Origin of the sequence: Jannaschia helgolandensis (assembly GCF_900109285.1) — a bacterium.
Classification (GTDB): Bacteria; Pseudomonadota; Alphaproteobacteria; order Rhodobacterales; family Rhodobacteraceae; genus Jannaschia; species Jannaschia helgolandensis.
In genome coordinates, this window is the sequence record NZ_FNZQ01000004.1 from 128,549 (window position 1) to 152,470 (window position 23,922).

Sequence of the window (23,922 nt, forward strand, 5' to 3'; positions counted from 1 at the left end):
ATTCCGTATTTGTGTGCGTCATCGCACCGGAACGTGCAGGGTTCACACCGCCGTCCGGCATCGGTAAACCGCTAGCAAACAAGGGGGCACATCATGAGCAGAGCATTCGTTTTTCCCGGTCAGGGCGCGCAGGCCATCGGCATGGGGCGCGATCTTGCCGACGCCTATCCGACGGCCCGTGCCGTGTTTGACGAGGTGGACAGCGCCCTGCGCGAAAACCTTTCGGCCCTGATCTGGTCTGGCGAAGCCGACGACCTGATGCTGACCCGCAACGCACAGCCTGCCCTGATGGCCACGTCGATCGCCGCCCTGCGTGCCCTGGAATCCGAAGGTATTACAGTCGCTGAACACGCTGCCGTCGTGGCCGGTCACAGTCTGGGCGAGTACACCGCATTGGTCGCCGCCGGGTCGATCACGCTGGCCGATGCGGCGCGTCTGTTGCGCATCCGCGGCGAGGCGATGCAAAACGCCGTCCCGGTCGGTATCGGTGCGATGGCCGCCCTTTTGGGACTGGACTTCGAGGCGGCGCAGTCCGTCGCCCGTGAAGCCGCCGAGGATCAGGTCTGTCAGGCCGCGAACGACAACGATCCGGGTCAGGTCGTCGTGTCGGGCCACCGCGAAGCGGTCGAGCGCGCGCTTGTCATCGCCAGGGACAAGGGGGCGAAGCGTGCGATGTTGCTGCCCGTCTCCGCCCCGTTCCACTGCGATCTGATGGAACCTGCGGCCCGCGTCATGGCCGAGGCGCTGGACGATGTGGACATCGCCGACCCCTCCGTGCCGCTGATCGCGAATGTCACGGCCCAGCCCGTTCAGGACGCCACTTCGATCAGGTCGCTGCTGGTCGATCAGATCACCGGGTCGGTCCGCTGGCGCGAAAGCGTGGGCCGCATGGTCGAGATGGGCGTGACCGAGGTCTGGGAAATCGGGGCTGGCAAGGCTTTGTCCGGCATGATCCGGCGCATCGACAAGGGTGTCGCGACGCGCGCCATCGGCACGGCTTCGGACGTGGCAGACGCAACTGCGTCGGTTTGAGACATTCACATGAAGAAAGGCCAGCAGATGTTTGATCTGACAGGAAAATGCGCACTGATTACCGGCGCGTCCGGCGGCATCGGCGCGGAAATTGCCCGCGCGCTGCATGGTCAAGGTGCCACCGTTGGCCTGTCCGGCACACGCGAAGAACCGCTGAAGTCGCTGGCCTCCGATCTGGGCGAGCGGGCGCATATCCTGCCCTGCAACCTGTCGGATGCCGATGCCGTCAACGCCCTGCCCAAACAGGCAATCGAGGCAATGGGATCGGTCGACATTCTGGTCAACAATGCCGGCATCACCCGCGACAACCTCTTCATGCGCATGTCCGAGGAGGAATGGGCCGACGTCATCAACGTCAACCTGACGTCGGCATTTCGCCTGTCCAAAGGCGTGTTGCGTGGCATGATGAAGGCGCGCTGGGGCCGCATCGTCAACATCAGCAGCATCGTGGGGGCAACCGGTAACCCCGGTCAGGGGAACTATGCCGCGTCCAAGGCGGGCATGGTCGGCATGGGAAAATCGCTGGCCTATGAAGTCGCGTCGCGCAACATCACCGTCAACACCGTTGCCCCCGGTTTCATCGCCACGCCGATGACGGACAAGCTGACCGACGACCAGAAATCCAAGATAAACGATCAGATTCCCGCCGGTCGAATGGGGACACCGGGCGAAATCGCAGCCGCCGTGACCTATCTTTCCAGCCAAGAAGCGGCTTATGTCACAGGGGCGACGATTCACGTGAACGGCGGCATGGCCATGCTCTAGGCCGCGCCGGACAAAGGATTTGCCATCTTGCGCCTCCATGATATAGGCGGCGCACACATTCGGGGGCGACCCCGAGGCCCGGCGTTTCGGGCAACCCGGCATGGGGTCACGGACATGCACACCCGCCCGAAATCGGGCATCGAGATGAGGTAGAGACATGAGCGACATCGAGGACCGGGTCCGCAAGAAAGTCGTCGAACATCTGGGCGTCGAGGAAGACAAGGTAACCGAGAATGCGTCGTTCATCGACGATCTTGGTGCCGACTCGCTCGACACCGTCGAGCTTGTGATGGCCTTCGAGGAAGAGTTCGGGATAGAGATCCCCGATGACGCCGCCGAGTCGATCCAGACATTCGGCGATGCGGTGACGTTCATCAAAGCGAACTCCTGATCCCATTCGATCCGTTTCGGATCGTTGGATCGAAGGCGCCCCACGGGGCGCCTTTTGCATGTCTGTCTGCATATCCCTGTCCCGCAGATTGGAATGGCACCGCATCCCGCACCGATGCTAGAAACCGGACATGACCTCGAATGTCGCCCGCGATATCACCTACGCGAACTCCGCCCGGACCCGGAGCGGCCGCATGGTCATTCGCGGACTGGAAATCCTGACCGGTCGCCATGCCCTGTTGCGTCGCGCGCGTGGGTATGACGACGCCGTAGCCGAAGGCGCGATCTTCTGGGAGGAAATGGCCAGCCGCTACGGATTGTATCCCGATATCGTGCGCGGAACGCTGGACCTGATCCCGCGCGAAGGGCCGGTCGTCGTGGTTGCCAACCACCCCTATGGCATCCTCGACGGGCTGATGCTGTCGCTGCTGTTGTCGCGGGTGCGGCCGCAGGGGTTCAAGATCGTTGCCAACGACGTTTTCCTGCGTGCGCCCGATCTGGCTGATGCGATCCTGCCGGTTAGTTTCGACGACAGCCGGGCCGGTCAGGCGACCAATCTTTCCATGCGCCGGAGTGCTCTGGCCTATCTGGCTGAAGGCGGCATCATCGGCGTCTTCCCAGGCGGTGCGGTTTCGACCCCGGTGAGGCCGTTCGGCCGGGCCCGCGATCCCTATTGGCGGGGGTTTTCGGCGAAGTTGATCCGGCAATCGGGTGCGACGGTCGTTCCTCTGCATTTTCAGGGATCGAATTCGCGCATGTTCCAGCTTGCCAGCCACATTCATGCAACGCTGCGGATGGGTCTTCTGGTCCGCGAATTCAGGGCGCGTGTCGACGGACCCGTTCGGGTGTCGGTCGGTGCACCGCTGCCACCCGGCGAAATCGCCGCGATTCCCGGAAATCAGGCAGATCTGATGGCGATTCTGCGCGCAAGGACTTATCTGGCCGGGCAGGAGGATGCCGCATTGGGCTTCGACTGGGATAAACAGAAAGCGGGCTGCACATGAATTCCACGACACCGGCCCGCGCATGAGCGTCGGCATCTTCGACAGCGGCCTTGGCGGCCTGACCATCTGGGATGCGGTGACGCGCCGGATGCCCGATCTTGCCGTTACCTATTATGGCGACAATGCCCATGCGCCCTATGGCGTGCGCGAGCCGGAGGCCATCCACGACCTGACCCGCACCGCCGTCCATGACATGTGGGACATGGGCTGCGATCTGGTGGTTCTGGCCTGCAACACGGCATCGGCCGCCGCCCTGCGCCGGATGCAGGAGGCGGGGGTGCCCGAGGGCAAGCGCGTGCTGGGCGTCTTCGTCCCGCTGATCGAGGCGCTGACCGAACGCAATTGGGGCGACAACTCTCCGCCGCGCGAAGTCGATGTGAAACAGGTCGCGCTGTTCGCCACGCCCGCCACCGTCGCCAGTCGCGCATTTCAGCGCGAGCTGGCCTTTCGGGCCATCGGCGTCGACGTGGAGGCTCAGGCCTGCGGCGGTGTCGTCGATGCGATCGAGGACGGTGACATGATCCTGGCCGAGGCGCTGGTCCGGAGCCACGTCGACGCCCTGCGCCGCAAGATGCCCGTGCCGCAGGCCGCCGTTCTGGGCTGCACGCATTACCCGCTGGTGCAGGATGCGTTTCAGCGCGCGCTTGGCGAAAACGTGACCGTGTACAGTCAGGCGGATATTGTCGCCGCCAGCCTTACCGATTACCTGTCGCGCAGGCCCCACATGGCGCGCGGTGGTGTCTCGCGGATGTTGACGACCGGCGATCCCGAACAGGTCTCGGCCCGCGCCACGCAGTTTCTGCGCCGCCCCCTGTCGTTTGATGCCGCCTGAGGATACACGCCGATGCGTTCGCTGAAAAAGACCCGCCGGATCCAGATCATCGTGATTGCGGCTGTCGCGCTGGCCGGGGCGACGGCCCTGATCGGCTATGGTTTCCGGGGCGGCATCCAGTTCTTCATGTCGCCCAGCGAAGTAACCGCCGCGCCGCCGCCGCCCGGCCAGGTGTTTCGCATCGGCGGCCTGGTCGAAGACGGCAGCCTGATCCGCGGCGAGGGCACTCAGATCACGTTTCGCGTCACCGACGGCGGCGCGTCTGTCCCCGTTACCTATACCGGCGTTCTGCCCGACCTGTTCGGCGAGGGCGAAGGCATGATCGGCACCGGGCAGTATGTCGATGCGACGTTTCAGGCAACCGAGATCCTTGCGCGCCACGACGAGACCTACATGCCAAAGGAAGTGATCGACGCGCTTAAGGAACAGGGTGTGTATCAGGACCCCGACGCGGCCAGCGGAAGCTGACTCCGGATGTCATCACAGACCTTTGTGGCCGCGCTCTGGATGCTGGGCAGTGTGGCCAGTTTTTGCCTGATGGCCATCGCTGGGCGGGTCGTCAGCCCTGCGCTCGATACGTTCGAAATCATGCTCTACAGGTCGCTGACCGGCGTTGTGGTAGTTCTGGGGCTGGCCGTCGCGACCGGACGGATGGGTCAGGTTTCCCTGCGCCACATGCCGTTGCAGATCGTCCGCAACCTGGCACATTTCACAGGCCAGAACCTCTGGTTCCTCGCTATCACGATCGCCCCGCTGGCGCAGGTTTTCGCGGTCGAGTTCACTTCGCCGATCTGGGTGCTGCTGCTGGCACCGCTGGTCTTGGGCGAACGGGTGCGCGGTGCTCAGATCGTGGTTGCCGTCGCAGGTTTCGCAGGCGTGCTGATCGTGGCGCAGCCGTTTTCGGGCAACGTCTCCATCGGCCTGCTGTTCGTCGGCATCGCCGCAGTGTTTTTCGCCATTACCAACCTTCTGACCCGCCGTCTGACGCGGACCGTGACGGTTACCGGCATCCTGTTCTGGCTGACGTCGCTGCAACTGCTGTTCGGGCTGGTCGCCGCCGGGTGGGACGGGGACATCGCGGTGCCGGACGAATCGCTTGTCGCCTGGGTCATCGCCATCGGCTTGGCCGGACTTGGCGCACACTGGTGCCTGACCAACGCACTGCGACTGGCCCCGGCCTCCACCATCATGCCGGTCGATTTTCTGCGCCTGCCGCTGATCGCGCTCGTCGGGACGTGGATCTATTCCGAGGCCCTTGATCCGATGGTGCTGATCGGTGGCACAGTGATTTTCAGTGCGGCCTGGATCAATCTTCACCTGGCCCGCCCGCCCAAGAGTCAGATTGTTGCGCGCGCGCCATAGTTCAGGACCGCAGCAAATTAGTAAGATTTGTGACGTAGGGTCTTATTTGACCGAATCCGCTGCAGAATCCATCGCTTTCGTCATCAGTAACCGTGCGGCCGGGAAGAGGAAGCTCGCCGTTCGGTCCATGCCCCTTCATGGGGGGCACCACAAGGGATGAGAACCATATGAATCGTCTCACACTCGCCGTTGTCGCGGCGACCGTCAGCACGTCCGGCGCATTTGCCGGAGGGCTGGATCGTTCTAACCAGGCCACCGGCATCATCTTCAAGGAAGGCACCTATGCCGAGTTGAACTTCGGCTATGTCGCGCCTTCGGTCGACGGCACGGACCGGAACATCGGTGCGGGCGCAGGCGCCAGCGGTGATGTTGCGGATAACTTCTTCCAAGGCTCTTTCGGCTATAAGCAGGACCTGAGCGACAAGCTTTCCTTCGCAATCATCGTGGATCAGCCCTACGGCGCCGACATCGCCTATCCGGTGGGCGGAAGCGTGAACCTAGGTGGCACCACGGCCACGCTCAACTCGCGCTCCATCACCGGTATGCTTCGCTACAAAATCAACAATCGCTTCAGCGTTCTCGGCGGTATCCGGGCGCAGGATATCGACGCCGCGGTGACGCTGAACGGTGCCGCATACGGCCCGGCCGCGGGCTACGCCGCCGATTTCGATGGCGATACCGGCTTCGGCTACCAGTTGGGTGCCGCCTACGAGATCCCCGAGATCGCGCTGCGCGTTGCGGTGACCTACTTCTCCGAGATCGACCATACCCTCGACACCATTGAAAGCGGCCCCGGTGGCGCGCCCAGGGCCGCTGGTCCGGACACGCCGCTGACCACCCCGCAGGCCCTCAACATCGACTTCCAGACCGGCGTCGCGGCCGATACGCTGGTGTTCGGTGGCGTGCGCTGGGCCGACTATAGCGAAGTGAAGGTTCGCCCGTCCGGTCTGGGCGGCAGCAGCCTGACCGACATCGACGATTTCTACCGCCTGACCCTCGGGGTCGGTCGCAAGTTCAGCGAGCAGTTCTCCGGCGCGATCTCGCTGACCTACGAGGAAGGTGGCGACGATCTGGTCTCGCCGCTTGGGCCGACGAACGGGCAATTTGGTCTGACCGTGGGTGGGACCTACTCGATCCAGAATGTCGAACTGACGGCGGGTATCAACTACACGCGCTTTGGTGACAGCAATCCGCGCACCGCCGGTGCTACGCCGGTCGCCGCCGCCGACTTCACGGACAACGACGCCATAGGCGTCGGCTTCAGGATCGGTTACAGCTTCTGACCTTTCCGCACCACCTGACGACCGAAGCGCCCCGTCTCCGCGACGGGGCGCTTTGCGTTTGGTGCATGTTCCGGGTGGTGCAGGTGATCGTGCAGCAGTAGCGGTGGCGGTGATGACCATTGCCTCCTCCACCCTGTCCGGTCCCACCCTGTCCAGTCGGGCCTGGGTCGAACTGATCCTGCTGTCTTTCATCTGGGGCGGCAGTTTTCTGGCCGTCCGCATCGCGCTGGACGAAATCCCCTTTGTCACCACAGTCGCCTTCCGGGTGGGCATCGCGGCGCTGGTCCTTTGGGTCTATGTCGCAATCCGTCGCCTGCCGGTGCCGCGCGATCCGCGCATCTGGGGCGCCCTGCTGATGATGGGGCTGCTCAATAACGTCCTGCCGTTCAGCCTGATGGCCTGGGGTCAGCTGCATATCGAAACCGGGCTGACCTCGATCCTGAACGCGGGCACCGCGGTGTTCGGCGTTCTGGCCGCGGCGATCTTCCTTGCCGACGAGCGTCTGACGGTGCGGCGCGCCATCGGCGTAGGCCTTGGATTTCTGGGCGTGACGATAGCCATCGGTCTGGAAAACCTTGCCAATTTCGATATTCGCTCGGCGGCGCAACTGGCCGTCGTGGCGGGCACTATCTGCTATGCCCTCGCGGGCGTCTGGGCGCGAGTGAACCTGCGCGGCCTTGCGCCACAGGTTTCGGCAGCCGGAATGCTGACCGGCTCCAGCCTGGTGATGATCCCGGCGGCACTGTGGATCGACGGACCGGTTATGCCGCAGCAGACCGATACGATCCTGGCCATCGCCTATTACGCGGTGATCGCCACGGCAGTCGCCTATCTGCTGTATTTCCGCGTGCTGGCCATCGCCGGCAGTGGCAATACCATGCTCTGCACCCTGATGGTCGCACCTGTCGCCATCCTTCTGGGTGCCTGGGTGCGCGGCGAGGTTCTGTCACCCAACGTCTATGCCGGGTTTGCCCTGCTGACCCTTGGCCTTCTGATCATGGATGGCCGCCTGTTGCACCGATTGCGGGCGCGCGCTACGTCACGGCGATGATCTACGACAGCCCGCAGGCCTGGCGGCAGGCCCCCGACAAGCGCATCACCTTTTTCGGCATGTCCGGGCTGGGGAAGACCCATCTGTCGCAAATCCTGCGCGGCAACGGGGATTGGTTTCATTATTCCATCGATTACCGCATCGGCACCGCCTATATGGGCGAGCACATCAACGACAACCTCAAGCGTCACGCCATGCGGGAGCCGTTTCTGGCCAAGCTTCTGCGTACCGACAGCATCTATATCGGGTCGAACATCACCTTCGGGAACCTGAGTCCGCTGGCGACGTTTCTGGGCCAACCCGGCGATCCGGCCAGGGGCGGCCTGCCTTTCGACGAATACGCGCGGCGGCAGGAATTGCACCATCGGGCCGAAGTGAACGCCCTGCTGGATACGCCGTTCTTCATCGAACGGGCGCGCGACATCTATGGCTATGACAATTTCGTCTGCGATACCGGCGGGTCCATCTGCGAAGTCATCGACCCCGAAGACCCGGAAGATCCGGTGATGGCGACTTTGGCCGCGAATTCCCTGCCCGTCTGGATCGAAGGCACGCCCGATCACGTCGAAACGCTGGTCGCGCGATTTGCCCACGACCCCAAGCCGATGTGCTATCGACCGGAATTCCTGAACGAAAAATGGGCCAGACACGGGGGCGAAGATGTCGACCCCAATGAATTCGCCATCGCGACCTATCGCGACGCCATCATGGCACGACATCCGCGATACGCCGCGATGGCGCGCAACTGGGGCGTGACGGTGGCCGCCGCCGACGTGGCGACAACGCGGGATGCCAGCGATGTGACCGCGCTTGTGGCCGAAGCCATTGGCAAACGGCGCGGGCGAACCTAACTCTGCCCCTCCCCACCGTCTATTCCTGACCTTCGGACACAGATCGACCCATGCCCATCACCCTGCCCCGCGACCTGCCCGCCTATGACGTGCTCGACGACGAAGGCGTGATGGTTCTGTCGGAAGATGCGGCCACGCATCAGGACATCCGTCCGCTGCGGATTGGCCTGCTGAACCTGATGCCGATGAAGATCACGACCGAAACGCAGTTTGCCCGGCTGATCGGCGCGACGCCGTTGCAGATCGATCTGACCCTGATCCGCATGACCGAACACCAGTCGCGTCATACGTCCCCCGCCCATATGGAGGAATTCTACCGGACCTTTCAGGACGTGAAGCACGAGAAATTCGACGGTCTGGTCATCACCGGCGCACCCATCGAACATCTGCCGTTCGAAGAGGTCACCTATTGGGACGAGCTGCGGCAGATCATGGACTGGACCCAGACCAACGTGCATTCCACCTTTGGCGTCTGCTGGGGCGGCATGGCGATGGCGTGGCACTTCCATGGGGTTGAAAAACACATGCTGGACCGCAAGGCTTTCGGCTGTTTCCGGGTGTCGAACGAAGACCCGTCGTCGCCCTATCTGCGCGGGTTTTCCGACGAATGCGTGATCCCGGTGTCGCGCTGGACCGAAGTGCGCCGCGACGAGGTCGAGGCGGCAGGCATGAAGGTGCTGCTGGGGTCCGAGGAAACCGGTCCCTGCCTGATCGAGGATACCGCCCACCGCGCCGTGCATATCTTCAATCACTTCGAATACGACAGCGACACGTTGCAGACCGAGTACGAACGCGACGTCGCCATGGGCACGCCGATCAACATACCGGGGCATTACTACCCGAACGACGATCCGCGACGTAAACCGCTCAATCGCTGGAGAAGTCACGCGCACCTTCTATATGGCAACTGGATCAACCAGATTTACCAGACCACGCATTATGATATCTCGCAGATTGGCCGTTAAGGGCGGGGTGGCGACCCTTGCCGCGAAACTCGGAGGCACCGCGCTGGAGCGCCGGGCCGCCGCGCGCGAAGCCCGTTTCGAAGCCGCATTTCCCCCCGAGGGTGAAATTCTGGACGTGACGTTCAACGGCAATTCGGTCCCTGTCCACGCGGTTGTGCGTGGCGTTGGCCCGGATTTGATCCTGATCCATGGGGCATCCGGCAGTTCACGGGAATTCACCTTTGACATGATCGACCGGTTGTCGGACCGCTATCGGTGCATCGCCTTCGACCGACCCGGTCTGGGCTATACCGGCCATACCGATCCCAGATACGCCGCCGTGTTCAGCTCCGAAGCGGAATCCCCGGCCGAGCAGGCCGCCCTGCTGGCCACGGCCTATGCCAAGATCGGCACGCTGAAAGGCGATGGGCGTGCGCCGCTGGTGCTGGGACACAGCTTCGGCGGAACCGTCGCACTGGCCTGGGGTCTGGACCAACCTGCGCGCGCCCTGATCCTGCTGGCAGCCGCGTCGAACCGCTGGAAAGGTGGCCTCGGACCGCTTTATGCCCTCAATGCCTCCGCTCCGGGCGGCGCCCTCGCCGTGCCCCTTCTGACCGCCACCGTAAGTATCGACCGGCTGCGCGCCATTACCGAAGGCATCTTTGCGCCCGATGCCATGCCCGACGGGTATTTCGCCCATGTCGGCGCGCAACTGATCCTGCGGCGCGACGGTCTGCGGTCCAATGCGCGGCAGGTAAACGGGTTGAAACCCCACGTCCTCGCGATGGAACAACGCTATCGCGACCTGACCCTGCCGGTCGAGATGGTGCATGGCACCGCCGACACCATCGTTCCCGTCGACATTCATGCGAACGTCCTGATCGACATGCTTCCGAACGGCAACCTGACCCTTCTGGACGGCATCGGCCACATGCCGCACCACGCCGACCCCGAAGCGGTCGTCGCCGCCATCGACCGCGCCGCCGTTCGCAGCTGACACTTTGTCTTTGCTTCTGAAGTATTCCGGGGGCCGTGAAGGCAGACCCACTGTCGCGCCGTTGCGGCACACGCTATGTCTCGGGAAAGGAGTTCCGTATGTCCAAACCCTTCGACGCCGCCATAACCAGGTTCTTTGAGGACGAGGCCCCGAAGGATATCCGCAAGGCCATTGAAAAAGCGGACAAGAAGGACATCCTGATCGATGATTTTCCGTATGATGAATGGATGGACAAGGACGACTATGAAGATCAGCTCAATGCGCTTCAGATCGAACTGGTCAAGTGTCAGGCCTGGGTGCGGGACAGCGGCGCGCGGGTCATTGTCGTGTTCGAAGGCAGGGATGCCGCCGGTAAGGGCGGCACGATCAAACGCTTCCGCCAAAACCTGAACCCCCGCGTCGCCCGCACCGTCGCCCTGTCTAAACCGTCGGAAACCGAGGCCGGGCAATGGTATTTCCAACGCTATGTCGAACATCTGCCGACGGCGGGTGAAATGGTCCTGTTCGACCGCTCGTGGTATAATCGAGCCGTCGTGGAAAAGGTCTTCGGCTTTTGCACTGATGCGCAGCGCGAGACTTTCTTCGACCAGGCTCCCGATTTCGAAGCGATGCTGACCCAGGATGGCATCACACTGGTGAAGCTGTGGCTGAATGTCGGACGCGCCGAGCAGTTGCGCCGGTTCCTCGCGCGCGAGGATGACCACCTGAAGCAGTGGAAGCTGTCGATGATCGACGTCAAGGGACTGGCCAGGTGGGACGCCTATACCGATGCAATCGCCGAGACGTTCGAGCGCACCCACACCGACACCGCACCATGGACCGTCGTGCGTTCAGACGACAAGCGTCGCGCCCGCCTGAACGCGATCCGCAGCGTGCTGATACAGGTGGATTACGCCGGACGCGACGACAAGGCGCTAAGGATCGACGACAAGATCGCCGGTCGGCCTGAGCTTTGGCTGAACGGTGCCTAAACGCGGCTATCACCATGGTAACCTGCGGCAGGCGCTGGTCGACGCCGCGTTGTCGTTGATTACCGAAAAAGGACCGACCGGGTTCACTCTGTCCGAGGCGGCCAAGCAGGCAGGCGTCACCCCGGCGGCAGTCTATCGGCATTTCGAGGGTCGCGAACAGCTGATCATCGAATGCGCATTACAGGGGCACGAGATTTTCGGCGACCTGATGGACTTCGCCTACAAGAATGGCCAGCCCTCGGCCCTGGCGGCGTTCGAGGCGACGGGCCGCGCCTATCTGGCCTTTGCGCGCAAGTATCCGGGCCACTATATGGCGATGTTCGAATCCGGCCTGTCCCGCCATGCCACGCCCGAATTGTCGCGCGCCGTCGGTCGATCGCGTGGCGTTCTGGAGAAAGCCGCCGAGGCCCTGTCGCAGCACATCCCCGAAGACCGCCGCCCGCCCGCGACGATGTTCTCTTCGCACATCTGGGCTATGTCGCACGGCGTGGTAGAGCTGTTCGCGCGCGGCAACCCCGGTGGAAACGCCCCCTTCCCGCCCGAGGATCTGCTGGAGGCCGGGATCGGGATTTATCTGCGCGGACTGGGGTTGGTCGCGCCGGATTCTTGATCCTCGGGTGGCGGAACGAGGGGCGCCGCCCCTCGCACTCCCCGGGATATTTCTACCAAGAGGACAGCGGGAGGCTAAAACAGCTTGCCCTGATCCGGGGGCGTCTGCTTCGCACGGGGTTTTGCACGCGACTCGCCGGTCGCCACATCGACTGTCTGCTTGCCTGCGAACTCGATCCTCAATGTCGGCTTGTTGCGGGCAGTGGCGGCGTCGGTGACGATCTCATCGCCAGCGCGGATTACCGCAAAGCCACGTTCCAGCGTGCGCTCGTAGCCCAGCGAAACACGCATGCGATCCAGCGCTTCCAGCCGATCCCGCGCACGGGTCTGGCGCGTCGTGGCCGTCGTCACGAATCGTGACGCAAGAGCCTGCAACCGCGTCTCGCCCTGTCGTACCTGTCGCAGCAGCGGGGCGAATCGCAACGCAGTCGCCCAGCGATCGAGATCGCGGCGTTTCGCGGCCTGTGCGCGGGGCAATGCCTGTGCCAGCCGCATCGATATTTCGGCCAACCTGCGCCGCCGCTCGGCCACCGCGCCGGTCAGTGCGGCGGGCGTGATGCGGCCTTCCATCCGCGACAGGGCGACGCGGGCCCGGTCCGTCCGCGCGCGCAGGGCGGCGGGTAAACGGTCGGTGGCCAGATCCAGCCGCTGCCGCGCACTCGCCAGCAGCGCCTCGGGCCGAGGCAGGCCACGCGACAAGTCGGTCAGCCGCTGTCCCCGCGCCGCCACCAAGGCTCGCGCCGCCCGCATCTGACGCATCCCCAGACCGTCGACATGCGCCATCAGGTCCAACCGCATCGGCACCGCCATTTCGGCGGCAGCGGTTGGCGTCGGCGCACGCCGGTCGGCAGCATGGTCGATCAGCGTAGTGTCCGTTTCGTGTCCAACGGCGGAAATCAGGGGGATCGCGCTGTCGGCGGCCGCGCGGACCACGATTTCCTCGTTGAAGCCCCAGAGATCCTCGATCGAGCCACCGCCACGCGCGACGATCAGAAGATCGGGCCTCGGGATCGCGCCATCCAGGGTCAGCGCGTTGAACCCGCGGATGGCATTGGCAATTTCAGGGGCCGATGCCTTGCCCTGCACCGCCACCGGCCAGATCAGAACATGGCGCGGAAACCGCTCACGCAACCGATGCAGGATGTCGCGGATCACCGCACCCTGCGGCGAGGTGATGACGCCGATCACGCCCGGCAGAAATGGGATCGGCCGTTTGCGTGACGGCTCGAACAGCCCCTCGGCGGCCAGCGCCAGGCGCCGTTTTTCCAGCATCGCCATCAGCGCGCCAGCGCCCGCGACCTCCATCGCGTCGACGTTCAGGTTGTATTTCGATTGCGCGCCGAAGCCCGACAGCTTGCCGGTGACGATAACCTCCATGCCTTCTTCCGGTTCCACCGAAAGCTGACTTATCTGGCCCTTCCACGTGGTGCAGGCCAGCACGTTCCGGTCATCCTTGATATCGTAGTAGAGGTGCCCGGACCGCGCCCGGAAGATGCGCCCGATCTCGCCGCGCACGCGGATGCGCCCGAAGCTGTCCTCCAGCGTGCGTTTCACCGCGCCCGAGATTTCGGAAACGGTGTATTCCGCTTCGTTGCGGCGTGGCGCGGGGCCGGAATCGTCGATCAGATCGTCCATTTGGCGGTTCTAGCGCGCCAGGTCAGCGGTCACCATACCGGCGCGCTTGTCCTCGTGCCGTGCCAACCCTACACCGCCCCTGTCGGATACGAAGGGGCGCGTCATGAACATTCTGATCCTCGGCAGTGGCGGGCGCGAACATGCGCTGGCCTGGGCGGTTTTGCAGAACCCGAAGTGCGACCGCCTGATCGTGGCCCCGGGCAACGCGGGGATAGCCCAGATCGCGGAATGTGCGGCACTGGACATTCTGGACGGGTCCGCCGTCGCCACCTTTGCCGATGAAGAAAGCGTGGACTTCGTGATCGTCGGGCCGGAAGCGCCGCTGGCGGCGGGCGTGTCGGATGCTCTGACTGCCGCAGGAATCGCGGTGTTCGGGCCGTCGGCGGCGGCAGCGAAACTGGAGGCGTCAAAGGCCTTCACCAAGGAAATCTGCGCCGCCGTGAATGCGCCCACCGCAGCCTATGGCCGGTTCGACGATCTGGAGGCGGCACGGGCCTATCTGGCGGATCAACCGCTCCCCATCGTCATCAAGGCCGATGGGCTGGCCGCTGGCAAAGGCGTCACCGTCGCTGCCACCATCGAGGAGGCAGAGGGCGCATTGACCGATATCTTCGGCGGCGTCCACGGCAAGGCCGATGTGGTGATAGAAGCCTTCCTGCGCGGCGAAGAGGCCAGTTTTTTCTGCCTTGTAGACGGCGAAACGGTCCTGCCTTTCGGCACCGCGCAGGACCACAAGCGGGTCGGCGACGGCGACACCGGGCCGAACACCGGCGGCATGGGCGCCTATTCCCCGGCCCCGGTCATGACGCCACAGGTCGAGGCCCGCGCGCTCGATGAAATCGTCCGTCCGACGATGATCGAGATGGTCCGGCGCGGCACGCCGATGCGCGGCGTCCTGTTCGTCGGCTTGATGATCGAGGATGGCGCACCCAGCCTGGTTGAATACAACGTCCGTTTCGGCGACCCGGAGTGCCAGTGCCTGATGATGCGCCTTGGCGGTCAGGTGCTGGACCTGTTGCTGGCCTGCGCCGAGGGGCGGTTGGACGGCGCGCAGGTGCATTGGGCCGACGATCACGCGATCTGCATCGTGATGGCAGCTCAAGGCTATCCCGGTGCCTATGCCAAGGGGACGGCAATCGGCGGGCTGGACGCCCTGCCCGCCGACAGTCGCAACATGGTGTTCCACGCCGGAACCGCGCTGGCCGACGGACGCATGGTGGCCAATGGCGGACGCGTGCTGGGAGTGACCACACGAGGCGATGATCTGTCGGACGCGCGCGACCGGGCTTATGCGGTGGTCGATGCGGTGGATTGGCCGGAGGGGTTTTGCCGCCGCGACATCGGCTGGCGCGCACTGTGACATGGACCCGGCCCGCTGTGATTGTCGCGCGCGTCCTGATCGGCGCGCTGTTTGCCGCCGGTGCCGTGCAGAAGGCGGTCGAACCCGAGGCGGCGGCGGGGCTGCTGCGCGGTCTGGGCCTGCCCGGCGCGTTTGTCTGGCCCGCGCTGATCTATAACGCGGCAGCAGCGGCGGCCCTGTTCGCGGGCTGGCGAGTGGTGCCGGTGGCCTTGTCGCTGGCGGCGTATTCTGCCCTGACCAGTCTCTTTCATCTGATCCCGGACGATCCGTGGCAGATGTCGATCTTCGTCAAGAACTGGGCCATCGCGGGCGGATGCCTTGCGCTGGCGGTGGCCGCACGGCAATCGGACACGGCGGAGGCCTGAAGGCCATTCCCACCCATCCCGTCGCTTCTGCCGAGCAAAAATCGCTTCTTGAGGCGGGTTTTCGAAGGGTTTTCGAAACCGCTGCAAGCGTCACTTTCTTCGCGGCACCAATGACAACCAGAGCATCGGCAGTCCGTGAGGTCGCGTTCTTCTCAGGCGGCAGTCCCGGATCAGGCGATCCGGCCCAGCACCCGCGCCCAGCTTCGGATGCCCTTGTGGAAACTCTGGACGTCGTATTTCTCGTTCGGAGAATGTATCGCGTCATCGTCCCTGGCAAAGCCGGTCAACAAGGATTCCATTCCCAGCACCTGCTGAAAATAACCCGCGATTGGAATCGACCCACCGGCACCGACGAAGGCCGCCTGATGGCCCCATTCCTCGGTCAGGGCCAGCTGCGTGGCGGCAAAGATCGGGCTGTCTGTCGCCATGGTCGATGCGGGCGCGGCTCCATGGTCCTTGAAGGTGACGTGGCAATCGGGCGGCATCTGCGCGATCACCCAATCGCGGAACGCCTCGCGCAGACGCAGAGGGTCCTGCCCGCCGACCAGACGGAAGCTGACCTTGGCCGTCGCCGCAGAGGGCAGGACGGTCTTGAATCCAGCCCCGGTATATCCAGCCGAAATGCCGTTGATTTCCGCTGTGGGCCGCGACCAGAGCTGTTCCAGTCCCGTGCGCCCGACCTCGCCCGCCGGATGCGACAGGCCGATGTCTCCCAGGAAAGCTTCGGTCGAGAAGCCAAGGTCTTTCCAACCCTGCTTGACCTGACTCGGCGGCTCGCCCACGCCGTCGTAAAATCCCGGAATCGCAACTCGGCCCTGATCGTCATGCAGATTGCCCAGGATGCGCGTCAATACGCGGGCCGGGTTAATCGCCGGACCGCCGTAGATGCCGGAATGCAGATCGCGGTCGGGGCCCGTGATCGTCAATTCCTCGCCAAGAAGCCCGCGCAGTGTGGTGACGATCGCAGGCACGCGGTCGTCGTACAGTCCGCTGTCGCAGATCAGCGCCAGTTCGGCGGTCAGCTCCTCCTTGTTGGCCTTGAGAAACGGGACAAGCGAAGGCGAACCCGATTCCTCCTCTCCCTCGAACAGGATGGTAATGCGGCAGGGCAGTCCGCCGGTTTCATCTTTCCAGGCACGGCAGGCTTCCAGAAACGTCATCAACTGGCCCTTGTCGTCGCTGGCCCCCCGCCCCCGGATGACCGGGCCGCGCGGCGTCTGGTCTATAGCCGGGTCGAAAGGGTCGCGGTTCCACAAGGACAGCGGATCGACCGGCTGCACGTCGTAATGGCCATAGAACAGAACATGACGATCGCCTGCCCCGCCATGCGCCACGACCATCGGATGTCCCGGTGTGGTTCGTTTGCTGGCGTCGAAGCCCAGATGCGTCAACTCCGCCACCAGCCAATCGGCGGCGGTCTCGCAATCGTCGTCATGTTCGGGATCCGTCGAGATCGAGGGGATGCGCAAAAGCTCCTTCAGTCGGTCCTGCGCGCGGGACTGGTCGGCATCGATACGGTCGAGGATGGCGGGAATGGGATCGGTCATGGGGCCTCCGGCACAGTTCGCGCCAAGGGTGCGCCGGGTTTCGGGGGCTGTCCAGAGGCGACGTCCCGCGCTAGAAGCACCGGACCCTGCCAATTCACGAGGCCCGACATGATCCGCGCGACCCTGATTGCCCTGCTGACGCTTTCCCTGCCTGCCGCTCTGCCTGCGGTCGCGCAACAGGTTCCCGATCAGGCCACCGCCAAACGCATGCTGTTTTCCACACGCAACTCGCAGATCGTCATCACCCGGCAACCATTCCTGTCCGCAGCAGACCTTGCCACGCTTCAGAAGATGCCGAAGGTCGCAGAGCTGAAATATTACGGCGCCCTTGCCGCCAGCCCCGCCGAGGGGTTGCAGTCCGCTCAGACACGGGGGGCCTTCAACTTCCATTCCATCGAGGATGCCCGTGCCGCCGCCTTGTCCGGCTGCGGCGCCAGCTGCGTTCTGGTGGCCGAAATCTATCCTCGCCGATACCAGCCCGGTCGTCCCCTGACGCTCAGCCAGGATGCCTCGCGCATCGTGAAGGGACGCGATTTCCGCCGCGCGGGAGCGAATGCCGCCCTGGCGATCAGCCCGGCGACCGGCGCATGGGGTCTGGGCGATGGCGGAGCGGCTGCAACAGCCAGTTGTGCTGCCAAGGGTGCGCGCGATTGTGAAGTCGCCGTCAGCCGATAATCTTTGCGCGACAATCTGTGATCTATATCAAGGCCGCACCTTGTCGTAGACGCTAGGCATCGGGTGATACGCCCTTTAACATCCGACAAAAGACGGCCCCACGGCAAAGGAACCGAAGCGCATGACGGAAAAGACGGCACCCTCGGGATACGATTTCGCCCTGGATCGCGCGCTGAAGGCGCTCCACGACGAAGGCCGGTACCGGACGTTCATCGATATCGAACGCCGCCGCGGTCAGTTCCCCCATGCCGTCTGGACCCGCGCCGACGGGTCGGAACAGGATATAACCGTCTGGTGCGGCAACGATTATCTGGGCATGGGCCAGCACCCCGTCGTCCTGTCGGCGATGCACGACGCATTGAGGGCGACCGGTGCCGGGTCTGGCGGCACGCGCAACATTTCCGGCACGACAGTTTATCACAAGCAACTGGAGGCCGAGCTGTCCGACCTGCACGGCAAGGAAGCCGCGCTGGTATTCACCTCGGCCTACATCGCGAACGACGCCACGCTGTCGACATTGCCCAGGCTCTTTCCGGGACTGATCATCTATTCCGATGCGCTGAACCATGCCTCGATGATCGAAGGCGTGCGTCGCAATGGCGGACAGAAACGCATCTTCCGACACAACGACGTATCGCATCTGCGCGAATTGCTGGCCGCCGACGACCCTGCCGCGCCAAAGCTGATCGCCTTCGAATCGATTTATTCGATGGACGGCGATTTCGGTCCAATTGCCGAGATTTGCGATCTGGCCGACGAATTCGGCGCGCTGACCTATATCGACGAGGTGCATGCCGTCGGAATGTACGGTCGCCGGGGCGCGGGTGTGTGCGAACGTGACGGGCTGATGCACCGAATCGACATTATCAACGGCACATTGGCCAAGGCCTATGGCGTGATGGGCGGCTATATCGCCGCCTCGGCCAAGATGTGCGATGCGGTGCGGTCCTATGCGCCGGGCTTTATCTTCACAACCTCGCTGCCACCGGCCATCGCCGCCGGTGCCGCCGCCAGCGTCGCGCACCTGAAAACCGATCAGGCCCTGCGCGACCTGCACCAGGAACGCGCTGCCGTGCTGAAGCTGCGCCTGCGCGGGCTGGGCCTGCCGATCATCGACCACGGCAGCCATATCGTGCCCGTGCATGTCGGCGATCCGATCAAATGCAAGATGATTTCGGACCGGCTGCTGTCGGATCACGGGGTCTATTGCCAGCCGATCAACTTTCCAACCGTGCCGCGCGGCACCGAACGTCTGCGGTTCACGCCGTCGCCGGTTCATACGCCGCCCATGATGGATGCATTGGTCCGCGCAATGGACGATCTCTGGTCGCATTGTGCGCTGAATCGCGCTCAAGCCGCAGGATAAGCATTATCGTGCATTGTGCCTTATTTTCTGGTAGCCTAAGCGTGCAGTAGATCTCCGATGGGGAGTCGGGGTCTAAATCATAAGCGGAAACGCGCACGTTAATGAGGCGCGTCCAGAGATTGCGGGGCAGGCCCATATGTTTGGCCGAAAGAGCAAGTTTCTATCAAGAGTCGACAATCCGTCACGGGGTTACGACAGTTTCGAGTTGCGTCTAGGCGATGAAATGCGGGGCGAACGAGCCACGCAGGGAAAGTCGCTGATGGATGTTCAGCGCGAATTGCGCATCAAGGCCAGTTACATCGCCGCCATCGAAAATACCGACCTGTCGGCTTTCGATTCGCTGTCGTTCGTCGCAGGCTATGTGCGCAGCTACGCGCGTTATCTGGACCTGGAACCCGAGATCGTTTTCGCCCGCTTTTGCGAGGAATCGGGGTTCGGCGGCTTCTCGGCCCTGAAACCGATGGAATCGGAAGTGTCGCGCCGGCAAGCCATTTTCGACCAGCCGATCGCCAAGGCCAAAGCCTTCAACGTCGGCACCCGGACCAAGCCGGCCGTCGCGATGGATCCGCTGATGGGCTCGGGCAATCTCTTTGCCAACAAGTCTCGTCCGGTCTTCGCCGGGTTCGAACCGGGCGCGCTGGGTTCGCTTGCCGTGCTGGTCGCGCTGGCCGGCGGACTGGGGTATGGTGGTTGGACCGTGGTGCAGGAAATCCAGCGTGTGCAGGTTGCGCCTGTCGAACAGGCACCCGAACTGATCGCTGAACTTGACCCCCTGGCCCCCGCTACGCTGCAACTGTCCGCTCCGGAAGATACCGGCGTTCCCGCTCAGTCGCAGGACGCGCTGGCGCGGTTGTATCGGCCGCAGGCGCTGGACGTGCCGATCATGACGGCCCGCGACGCGCCGATTTCGACCATTTCACCCGGCAGCTTCGGTGCGCTGGCCGCGGCCGAACGCTCCGGCCTTGATGGCCCGGACGCGAGTTCCGAGGTGATCAACGCCTCGATCAACGCTGCCCTCATCGAAGCCATGAGCGGTGAAGCCCCCGATGCCTTGTCTGGCCCCGTGACTCCGCGTGTCCTGGCAGATGCCCCCGATGCAGTGGTCCTTGTGGCCGTGCGCTCGGCTTGGGTGCGTGTCCGGTCTGCGGACGGCGATACGCTGTTCGAGAAGATTCTGGACCCCGGCGACACCTACGAAGTCCCTGTGGCCGAAGCCCCGGCCACCCTTCGGACCGGTAATTCCGGCGCGCTGTACCTGTCCGTCGCGGGGCAGACGTTCGGCCCCGTCGCCCCCGGCCCGCAGGTCGTGTCGAATGTCGCGCTCGACGCCGCATCGGTGCGCGACAACTACACCGTCGCCAACCTTGAAGACGACAGCGACCTGGCCCGCGTCGTCGCCGAGCTGGAGGTCGATCCGGCCCTGCCCGGTGGTCCCGATCTGGTGGCCGCGCCCGTCGAATGATGGTGCGGCATAGGGGGTGCCGGTTGCGCCCTCTGCGCCCAGATATTACCTGTGACACGAATTCTGCGACCTGAGGTCCCTGCCCGTGTCCGACACCCTTCATTCCATTCGTCCCTGGCGCCAGATCGACCGCCGCAAGAGCCGTCAGATCATGGTCGGCAACGTGCCTGTCGGCGGTGATGCCCCGATCACCGTGCAGACGATGACCAATACGTTGACCACGGATGTCGCTGGCACAATCGCACAGGTTCAGGCCGCCGCAGATGCCGGGGCCGATATCGTCCGCATCTCGGTCCCGGACGAGGCATCTTCGAAAGCATTGAAGGACATCGTTGCCGAAGTGACGGTGCCCATCGTGGCCGACATCCACTTCCATTATCGCCGCGGTATCGAAGCCGCCGAAGCCGGGGCCGCATGCCTGCGGATCAACCCCGGCAACATCGGCGATACCGCCCGTGTGCGCGAGGTAATCGCCGCCGCGCGCGATCACGGTTGCAGCATCCGCATCGGCGTCAATGCCGGTTCGCTTGAGAAGCATCTTCTTGACAAGTATGGCGAACCCTGCCCCGACGCGATGATCGAAAGCGGGCTGGACCATATTCGCATCCTCGAAGACAACGACTTCCGCAACTACAAGATCAGCTGCAAGGCGTCCGACGTCTTCATGGCCGCCGCCGCCTATCAGGGGCTGGCCGAGCAGACCGATGCCCCCATCCATCTTGGCATCACAGAGGCCGGGGGGCTGGTCTCCGGTACGATCAAATCGGCCATCGGGCTGGGCAACCTGTTGTGGATGGGGATCGGCGACACGATCCGTGTCTCGCTCTCCGCCGATCCTGTGGAGGAGGTGAAGGTCGGTTACGAGATCCTGAAATCGCTGGGTCTGCGGCATCGGGGCGTCAATATCATCAGCTGCCCCAGCTGTGCGCGCCAGGGGTTCGATGTCATCAAGACGGTCGAAAAGCTGGAGCGTCGGCTGGAACACATCAGGACGCCGATGTCGCTGTCGATCATCGGTTGCGTCGTCAACGGTCCGGGCGAGGCGCTGATGACCGACGTCGGCTTCACCGGCGGCGGCAATGGTTCGGGCATGGTTTACCTGGCGGGCAAGCAGAACCACAAATTATCGAACGACCAGATGGTTGACCACATCGTCGAACAGGTCGAGGCGCGTGCTGCGGCGATCGAGACCGGGACTGCGCAGGCGGCAGAATGATCGTCTAGGCGGGTCGCAGTACCGCGACAGCGAATTGTTCGCGATCGTCGGTCAACATCGTCTCAACCTGCCAGCCTGCCTTTCCGGCCATATCCGACAGTGAATCCGGCGTGTATTTCCGACAGCTTTCCGTATGGATCGTCTCACCCTCGGCAAATGTGATCACCTGACTGTCGAGCCTGACGGATTGCGCCTTTCGCGACACCAGATGCATCTCGATCCGGGCCGGGTTTTCGCACCACCGCGCTTGGTGCGTGAAGCCATCGATGTCAAAATTCGCATGAACTTCGGCGTTCAACCGTCTGAGAATGTTCAAGTTGAATTCTGCCGTCACGCCTTGCGTGTCGTCATAGGCGGCAATCAGGGCGGGGATCGGTTTGACCAGGTCGGCACCCAGAATGAACCCGCAAACGCCGTTCCAGTCACGGGCCCGCGCCAACAGGGAGATCGCGTCAACCGGCTCCAGATTGCCGATAGTCGAACCTGGGAAGAACCCGACCTTCGCAATTCCGTCCATTGAATGCGGCAAATCGATGGGTGCAGTAAAATCGCCCACGACCGGATGGATCGCCAACCGGGGATAGCGCGCGCGCAGGTCCTTCGCTGTCGCAAGCAGAAAGTCTTCCGAAATGTCGATGGGCACGTAACTTGCGAAATGGTGGCCCGCATCCAGCAGAGTCCGCGTCTTGACCGATGCGCCTGATCCCAGTTCGACCAGCGCACCGCCGTCGGGCACTGTGTCCACCAGCGTGTCGGCATTGGCGCGCAGGATCGAAGCCTCGGTGCGGGTCGGATAATACTCCGGCAGCTGCGTGATCTGTTCGAACAGTTCGGACCCGCGCCGGTCATAGAACCATTTGGGGCTAAGGTGTTTCTGCGGGGCGGTCAGGCCGGCCAGCGCATCGTCCAGAAGCTCGGAATTGGCAATATCCTTCATCAGACGTCCCGCGCCAATCTCAGGCCCATCATCTGCCAGCGTTGGTGGGGATAGAAGAAGGTGCGGTAGGTCGGGCGCATCTGGTCGCGGGCCGTGGCACAGGACCCGCCGCGCAGGACCATCTGGTTGACCATGAATTTACCGTTATATTCGCCTAGCGCGCCTTCCGGCGGGCGGAACCCTGGATAGGGCGTGAAGGGCGAGGCAGTCCATTCCCAGACGTCGCCCCAGACACCCTGCCCCGGCATCGGGCGCAACTGGCCGTGATCGAGGAAATTACCGTTGATCGGCGTGTCGCGAAACGCCAACTCGTGTTCCACTTCGGTCGGCAGGCGCGCCCCTGCCCAGCGGGCGAAGGCCTCCGCCTCGTAATAGCTGACGTGAACGACCGGCGCATCCAGTGCCAAGGGTTGCGCGCCGCGCAGTGTGAACGTCCACCATTCGCCGTCCTGTTGCCACCAGTAAAGCGGATGTTCCCAGCTTTCACGGGTGGCGACCGCATGCCCTTCCATCAGCCAGTGGCGCGCGTCGCCATAGCCGTCGTCTTCCATGAAGTCGATCCAGTCGCGGTTGGTTACAGGGCGGTCGGCGATGTCGTAAGCGGGTGCAAAGACCGGGTGGCGCGGCTGTTCGCAGTCGTAGGCGAAGCCTTTCCCGTCATGCCCGATCTCGACCAGCCCGCCGTCGTGGCGCGTGAATGTGAGCGGAACTTCGGACGTCACCGGCAGAGGCTCGGGGTCGCGATAGGCGGGCAGAAGAGGGTTGAACGAAAGCCCGTGCAGCAGGTCGGTGACCAACAATTCCTGGTGCTGCATCTCATGATGGCAGCCCAGTTCCACCAGACTGGCGATATCATCTGCGTCATCACGGTTCGACGATAGCAGTCCGGCCAGTGCCTCGTCGACATGGGCGCGATATCCGGCGACTTCGGCGCAATCCGGACGGCTGACCATGCCGCGCCGGTCACGGGCGTGGCGCGGCCCGGCTTGCGTATAATAGCTGTTGAACAGGAAGGCGAAGCGGTCGTCGGGGCTTACATAATCGGGCAAACGGGGCTTCAGGATGAACTCTTCGAAGAACCACGTCGTATGCGCCAGATGCCATTTCGCGGGGGAGGCATCCTCCATAGATTGCAGCATCATGTCTTCGGGACGCAGGCGTTCCGTCAGGTTGGTCGTGCGATGGCGCGTACGCTCGAACAACGACAGAGCTTCGGGCGGGGCAAGCGGGGCTGGGGCAATGGCGGCCATGGGGCTCCTCCAGAATCT

24 protein-coding genes are annotated in these 23,922 nt (G+C 63.6%); 20 read left to right on the forward strand and 4 right to left on the reverse strand.

Annotated features, from left to right (window positions below):
• The first annotated feature begins 93 nt into the window (after positions 1-93).
• From fabD to BMY38_RS11520, 14 genes are all read left to right on the forward strand, one after another.
• Complete coding sequence (fabD, locus tag BMY38_RS11455) at positions 94-1,032, forward strand: ACP S-malonyltransferase (protein WP_092762942.1); 939 nt, start codon at positions 94-96, stop codon at positions 1,030-1,032.
• Between the two features lie 27 nt (positions 1,033-1,059).
• On the forward strand, positions 1,060-1,797 hold the full coding sequence (gene fabG / locus BMY38_RS11460; RefSeq protein ID WP_092763348.1) for a 3-oxoacyl-[acyl-carrier-protein] reductase: 738 nt from the start codon (positions 1,060-1,062) through the stop codon (positions 1,795-1,797).
• Between the two features lie 157 nt (positions 1,798-1,954).
• Positions 1,955-2,188 (forward strand): acyl carrier protein, encoded by a 234-nt coding sequence (locus tag BMY38_RS11465; RefSeq protein ID WP_055086694.1) that lies wholly within the window; start codon positions 1,955-1,957, stop codon positions 2,186-2,188.
• Between the two features lie 130 nt (positions 2,189-2,318).
• The gene (locus BMY38_RS11470; RefSeq protein ID WP_092762943.1) at positions 2,319-3,191 is read left to right on the forward strand and encodes a lysophospholipid acyltransferase family protein; all 873 of its coding nucleotides are present in this window, start codon (positions 2,319-2,321) and stop codon (positions 3,189-3,191) included.
• A gap of 22 nt (positions 3,192-3,213) precedes the next feature.
• Positions 3,214-4,023 (forward strand): glutamate racemase, encoded by an 810-nt coding sequence (locus BMY38_RS11475; RefSeq protein ID WP_092762944.1) that lies wholly within the window; start codon positions 3,214-3,216, stop codon positions 4,021-4,023.
• A gap of 12 nt (positions 4,024-4,035) precedes the next feature.
• Complete coding sequence (gene ccmE / locus BMY38_RS11480) at positions 4,036-4,491, forward strand: cytochrome c maturation protein CcmE (RefSeq protein ID WP_092762945.1); 456 nt, start codon at positions 4,036-4,038, stop codon at positions 4,489-4,491.
• A 6-nt stretch (positions 4,492-4,497) separates the two neighbouring features.
• Positions 4,498-5,385 carry a DMT family transporter gene (locus tag BMY38_RS11485; RefSeq protein ID WP_092762946.1) on the forward strand — a complete coding sequence of 296 codons (888 nt, stop codon included), beginning with the start codon at positions 4,498-4,500 and terminating at the stop codon, positions 5,383-5,385.
• Positions 5,386-5,552: 167 nt separating this feature from the next.
• Positions 5,553-6,668 carry an OmpP1/FadL family transporter gene (locus BMY38_RS11490; protein WP_092762947.1) on the forward strand — a complete coding sequence of 372 codons (1,116 nt, stop codon included), beginning with the start codon at positions 5,553-5,555 and terminating at the stop codon, positions 6,666-6,668.
• Between the two features lie 112 nt (positions 6,669-6,780).
• Positions 6,781-7,719: a DMT family transporter gene (locus tag BMY38_RS11495; RefSeq protein ID WP_092763350.1), complete on the forward strand. Its 939-nt coding sequence runs from the start codon at positions 6,781-6,783 to the stop codon at positions 7,717-7,719.
• Positions 7,716-8,570 (forward strand): ATPase, encoded by an 855-nt coding sequence (locus tag BMY38_RS11500; RefSeq protein ID WP_092762948.1) that lies wholly within the window; start codon positions 7,716-7,718, stop codon positions 8,568-8,570. Before BMY38_RS11495 ends, BMY38_RS11500 begins: the two co-directional genes overlap by 4 nt.
• A 50-nt stretch (positions 8,571-8,620) precedes the next feature.
• Complete coding sequence (metA, locus tag BMY38_RS11505) at positions 8,621-9,535, forward strand: homoserine O-acetyltransferase MetA (RefSeq protein WP_092762949.1); 915 nt, start codon at positions 8,621-8,623, stop codon at positions 9,533-9,535.
• The gene (locus BMY38_RS11510) at positions 9,510-10,511 is read left to right on the forward strand and encodes an alpha/beta fold hydrolase (protein WP_092762950.1); all 1,002 of its coding nucleotides are present in this window, start codon (positions 9,510-9,512) and stop codon (positions 10,509-10,511) included. Before metA ends, BMY38_RS11510 begins: the two co-directional genes overlap by 26 nt.
• Before the next feature lie 98 nt (positions 10,512-10,609).
• A complete protein-coding gene (ppk2, locus tag BMY38_RS11515; RefSeq protein WP_092762951.1) occupies positions 10,610-11,482 on the forward strand; it encodes a polyphosphate kinase 2 in 873 nt (290 codons plus the stop codon).
• The gene (locus BMY38_RS11520) at positions 11,475-12,092 is read left to right on the forward strand and encodes a TetR/AcrR family transcriptional regulator (RefSeq protein ID WP_092762952.1); all 618 of its coding nucleotides are present in this window, start codon (positions 11,475-11,477) and stop codon (positions 12,090-12,092) included. The genes ppk2 and BMY38_RS11520 overlap by 8 nt, the downstream gene beginning before the upstream one ends.
• A gap of 74 nt (positions 12,093-12,166) precedes the next feature.
• Here BMY38_RS11520 and xseA read toward each other — a convergent pair whose 3' ends face one another.
• The gene (gene xseA / locus BMY38_RS11525; protein WP_092762953.1) at positions 12,167-13,726 is read right to left on the reverse strand and encodes an exodeoxyribonuclease VII large subunit; all 1,560 of its coding nucleotides are present in this window, start codon (positions 13,724-13,726) and stop codon (positions 12,167-12,169) included.
• Positions 13,727-13,829: 103 nt separating this feature from the next.
• Between xseA and purD the strand changes: the two genes are divergently transcribed.
• Both purD and BMY38_RS11535 read left to right on the forward strand, forming a co-directional pair.
• Positions 13,830-15,086 carry a phosphoribosylamine--glycine ligase gene (purD, locus tag BMY38_RS11530; RefSeq protein ID WP_092762954.1) on the forward strand — a complete coding sequence of 419 codons (1,257 nt, stop codon included), beginning with the start codon at positions 13,830-13,832 and terminating at the stop codon, positions 15,084-15,086.
• Positions 15,053-15,451 (forward strand): DoxX protein, encoded by a 399-nt coding sequence (locus BMY38_RS11535; protein ID WP_245737581.1) that lies wholly within the window; start codon positions 15,053-15,055, stop codon positions 15,449-15,451. The genes purD and BMY38_RS11535 overlap by 34 nt, the downstream gene beginning before the upstream one ends.
• 170 nt (positions 15,452-15,621) lie before the next feature.
• Here the strand turns inward: BMY38_RS11535 and BMY38_RS11540 are convergent, their stop codons facing one another.
• The gene (locus tag BMY38_RS11540) at positions 15,622-16,998 is read right to left on the reverse strand and encodes a M20/M25/M40 family metallo-hydrolase (protein WP_092762955.1); all 1,377 of its coding nucleotides are present in this window, start codon (positions 16,996-16,998) and stop codon (positions 15,622-15,624) included.
• Positions 16,999-17,106: 108 nt separating this feature from the next.
• Between BMY38_RS11540 and BMY38_RS11545 the strand changes: the two genes are divergently transcribed.
• From BMY38_RS11545 to ispG, 4 genes are all read left to right on the forward strand, one after another.
• Positions 17,107-17,673 (forward strand): hypothetical protein, encoded by a 567-nt coding sequence (locus BMY38_RS11545; RefSeq protein ID WP_092762956.1) that lies wholly within the window; start codon positions 17,107-17,109, stop codon positions 17,671-17,673.
• 121 nt (positions 17,674-17,794) lie between these two features.
• Complete coding sequence (hemA, locus tag BMY38_RS11550) at positions 17,795-19,039, forward strand: 5-aminolevulinate synthase (RefSeq protein WP_092762957.1); 1,245 nt, start codon at positions 17,795-17,797, stop codon at positions 19,037-19,039.
• A 136-nt stretch (positions 19,040-19,175) separates the two neighbouring features.
• Positions 19,176-20,501 carry a helix-turn-helix domain-containing protein gene (locus BMY38_RS11555; protein WP_092762958.1) on the forward strand — a complete coding sequence of 442 codons (1,326 nt, stop codon included), beginning with the start codon at positions 19,176-19,178 and terminating at the stop codon, positions 20,499-20,501.
• An 85-nt stretch (positions 20,502-20,586) separates the two neighbouring features.
• Positions 20,587-21,717: a flavodoxin-dependent (E)-4-hydroxy-3-methylbut-2-enyl-diphosphate synthase gene (gene ispG / locus BMY38_RS11560; RefSeq protein WP_092762959.1), complete on the forward strand. Its 1,131-nt coding sequence runs from the start codon at positions 20,587-20,589 to the stop codon at positions 21,715-21,717.
• A gap of 4 nt (positions 21,718-21,721) precedes the next feature.
• Here ispG and egtD read toward each other — a convergent pair whose 3' ends face one another.
• Together egtD and egtB are read right to left on the reverse strand one after the other, a co-directional pair.
• Entirely contained in the window at positions 21,722-22,654 is a 933-nt protein-coding gene (gene egtD, locus BMY38_RS11565) for an L-histidine N(alpha)-methyltransferase (protein WP_092762960.1), read from the reverse strand.
• A complete protein-coding gene (gene egtB / locus BMY38_RS11570; protein ID WP_092762961.1) occupies positions 22,654-23,904 on the reverse strand; it encodes an ergothioneine biosynthesis protein EgtB in 1,251 nt (416 codons plus the stop codon). Before egtB ends, egtD begins: the two co-directional genes overlap by 1 nt.
• Between the last annotated feature and the right edge of the window lie 18 nt (positions 23,905-23,922).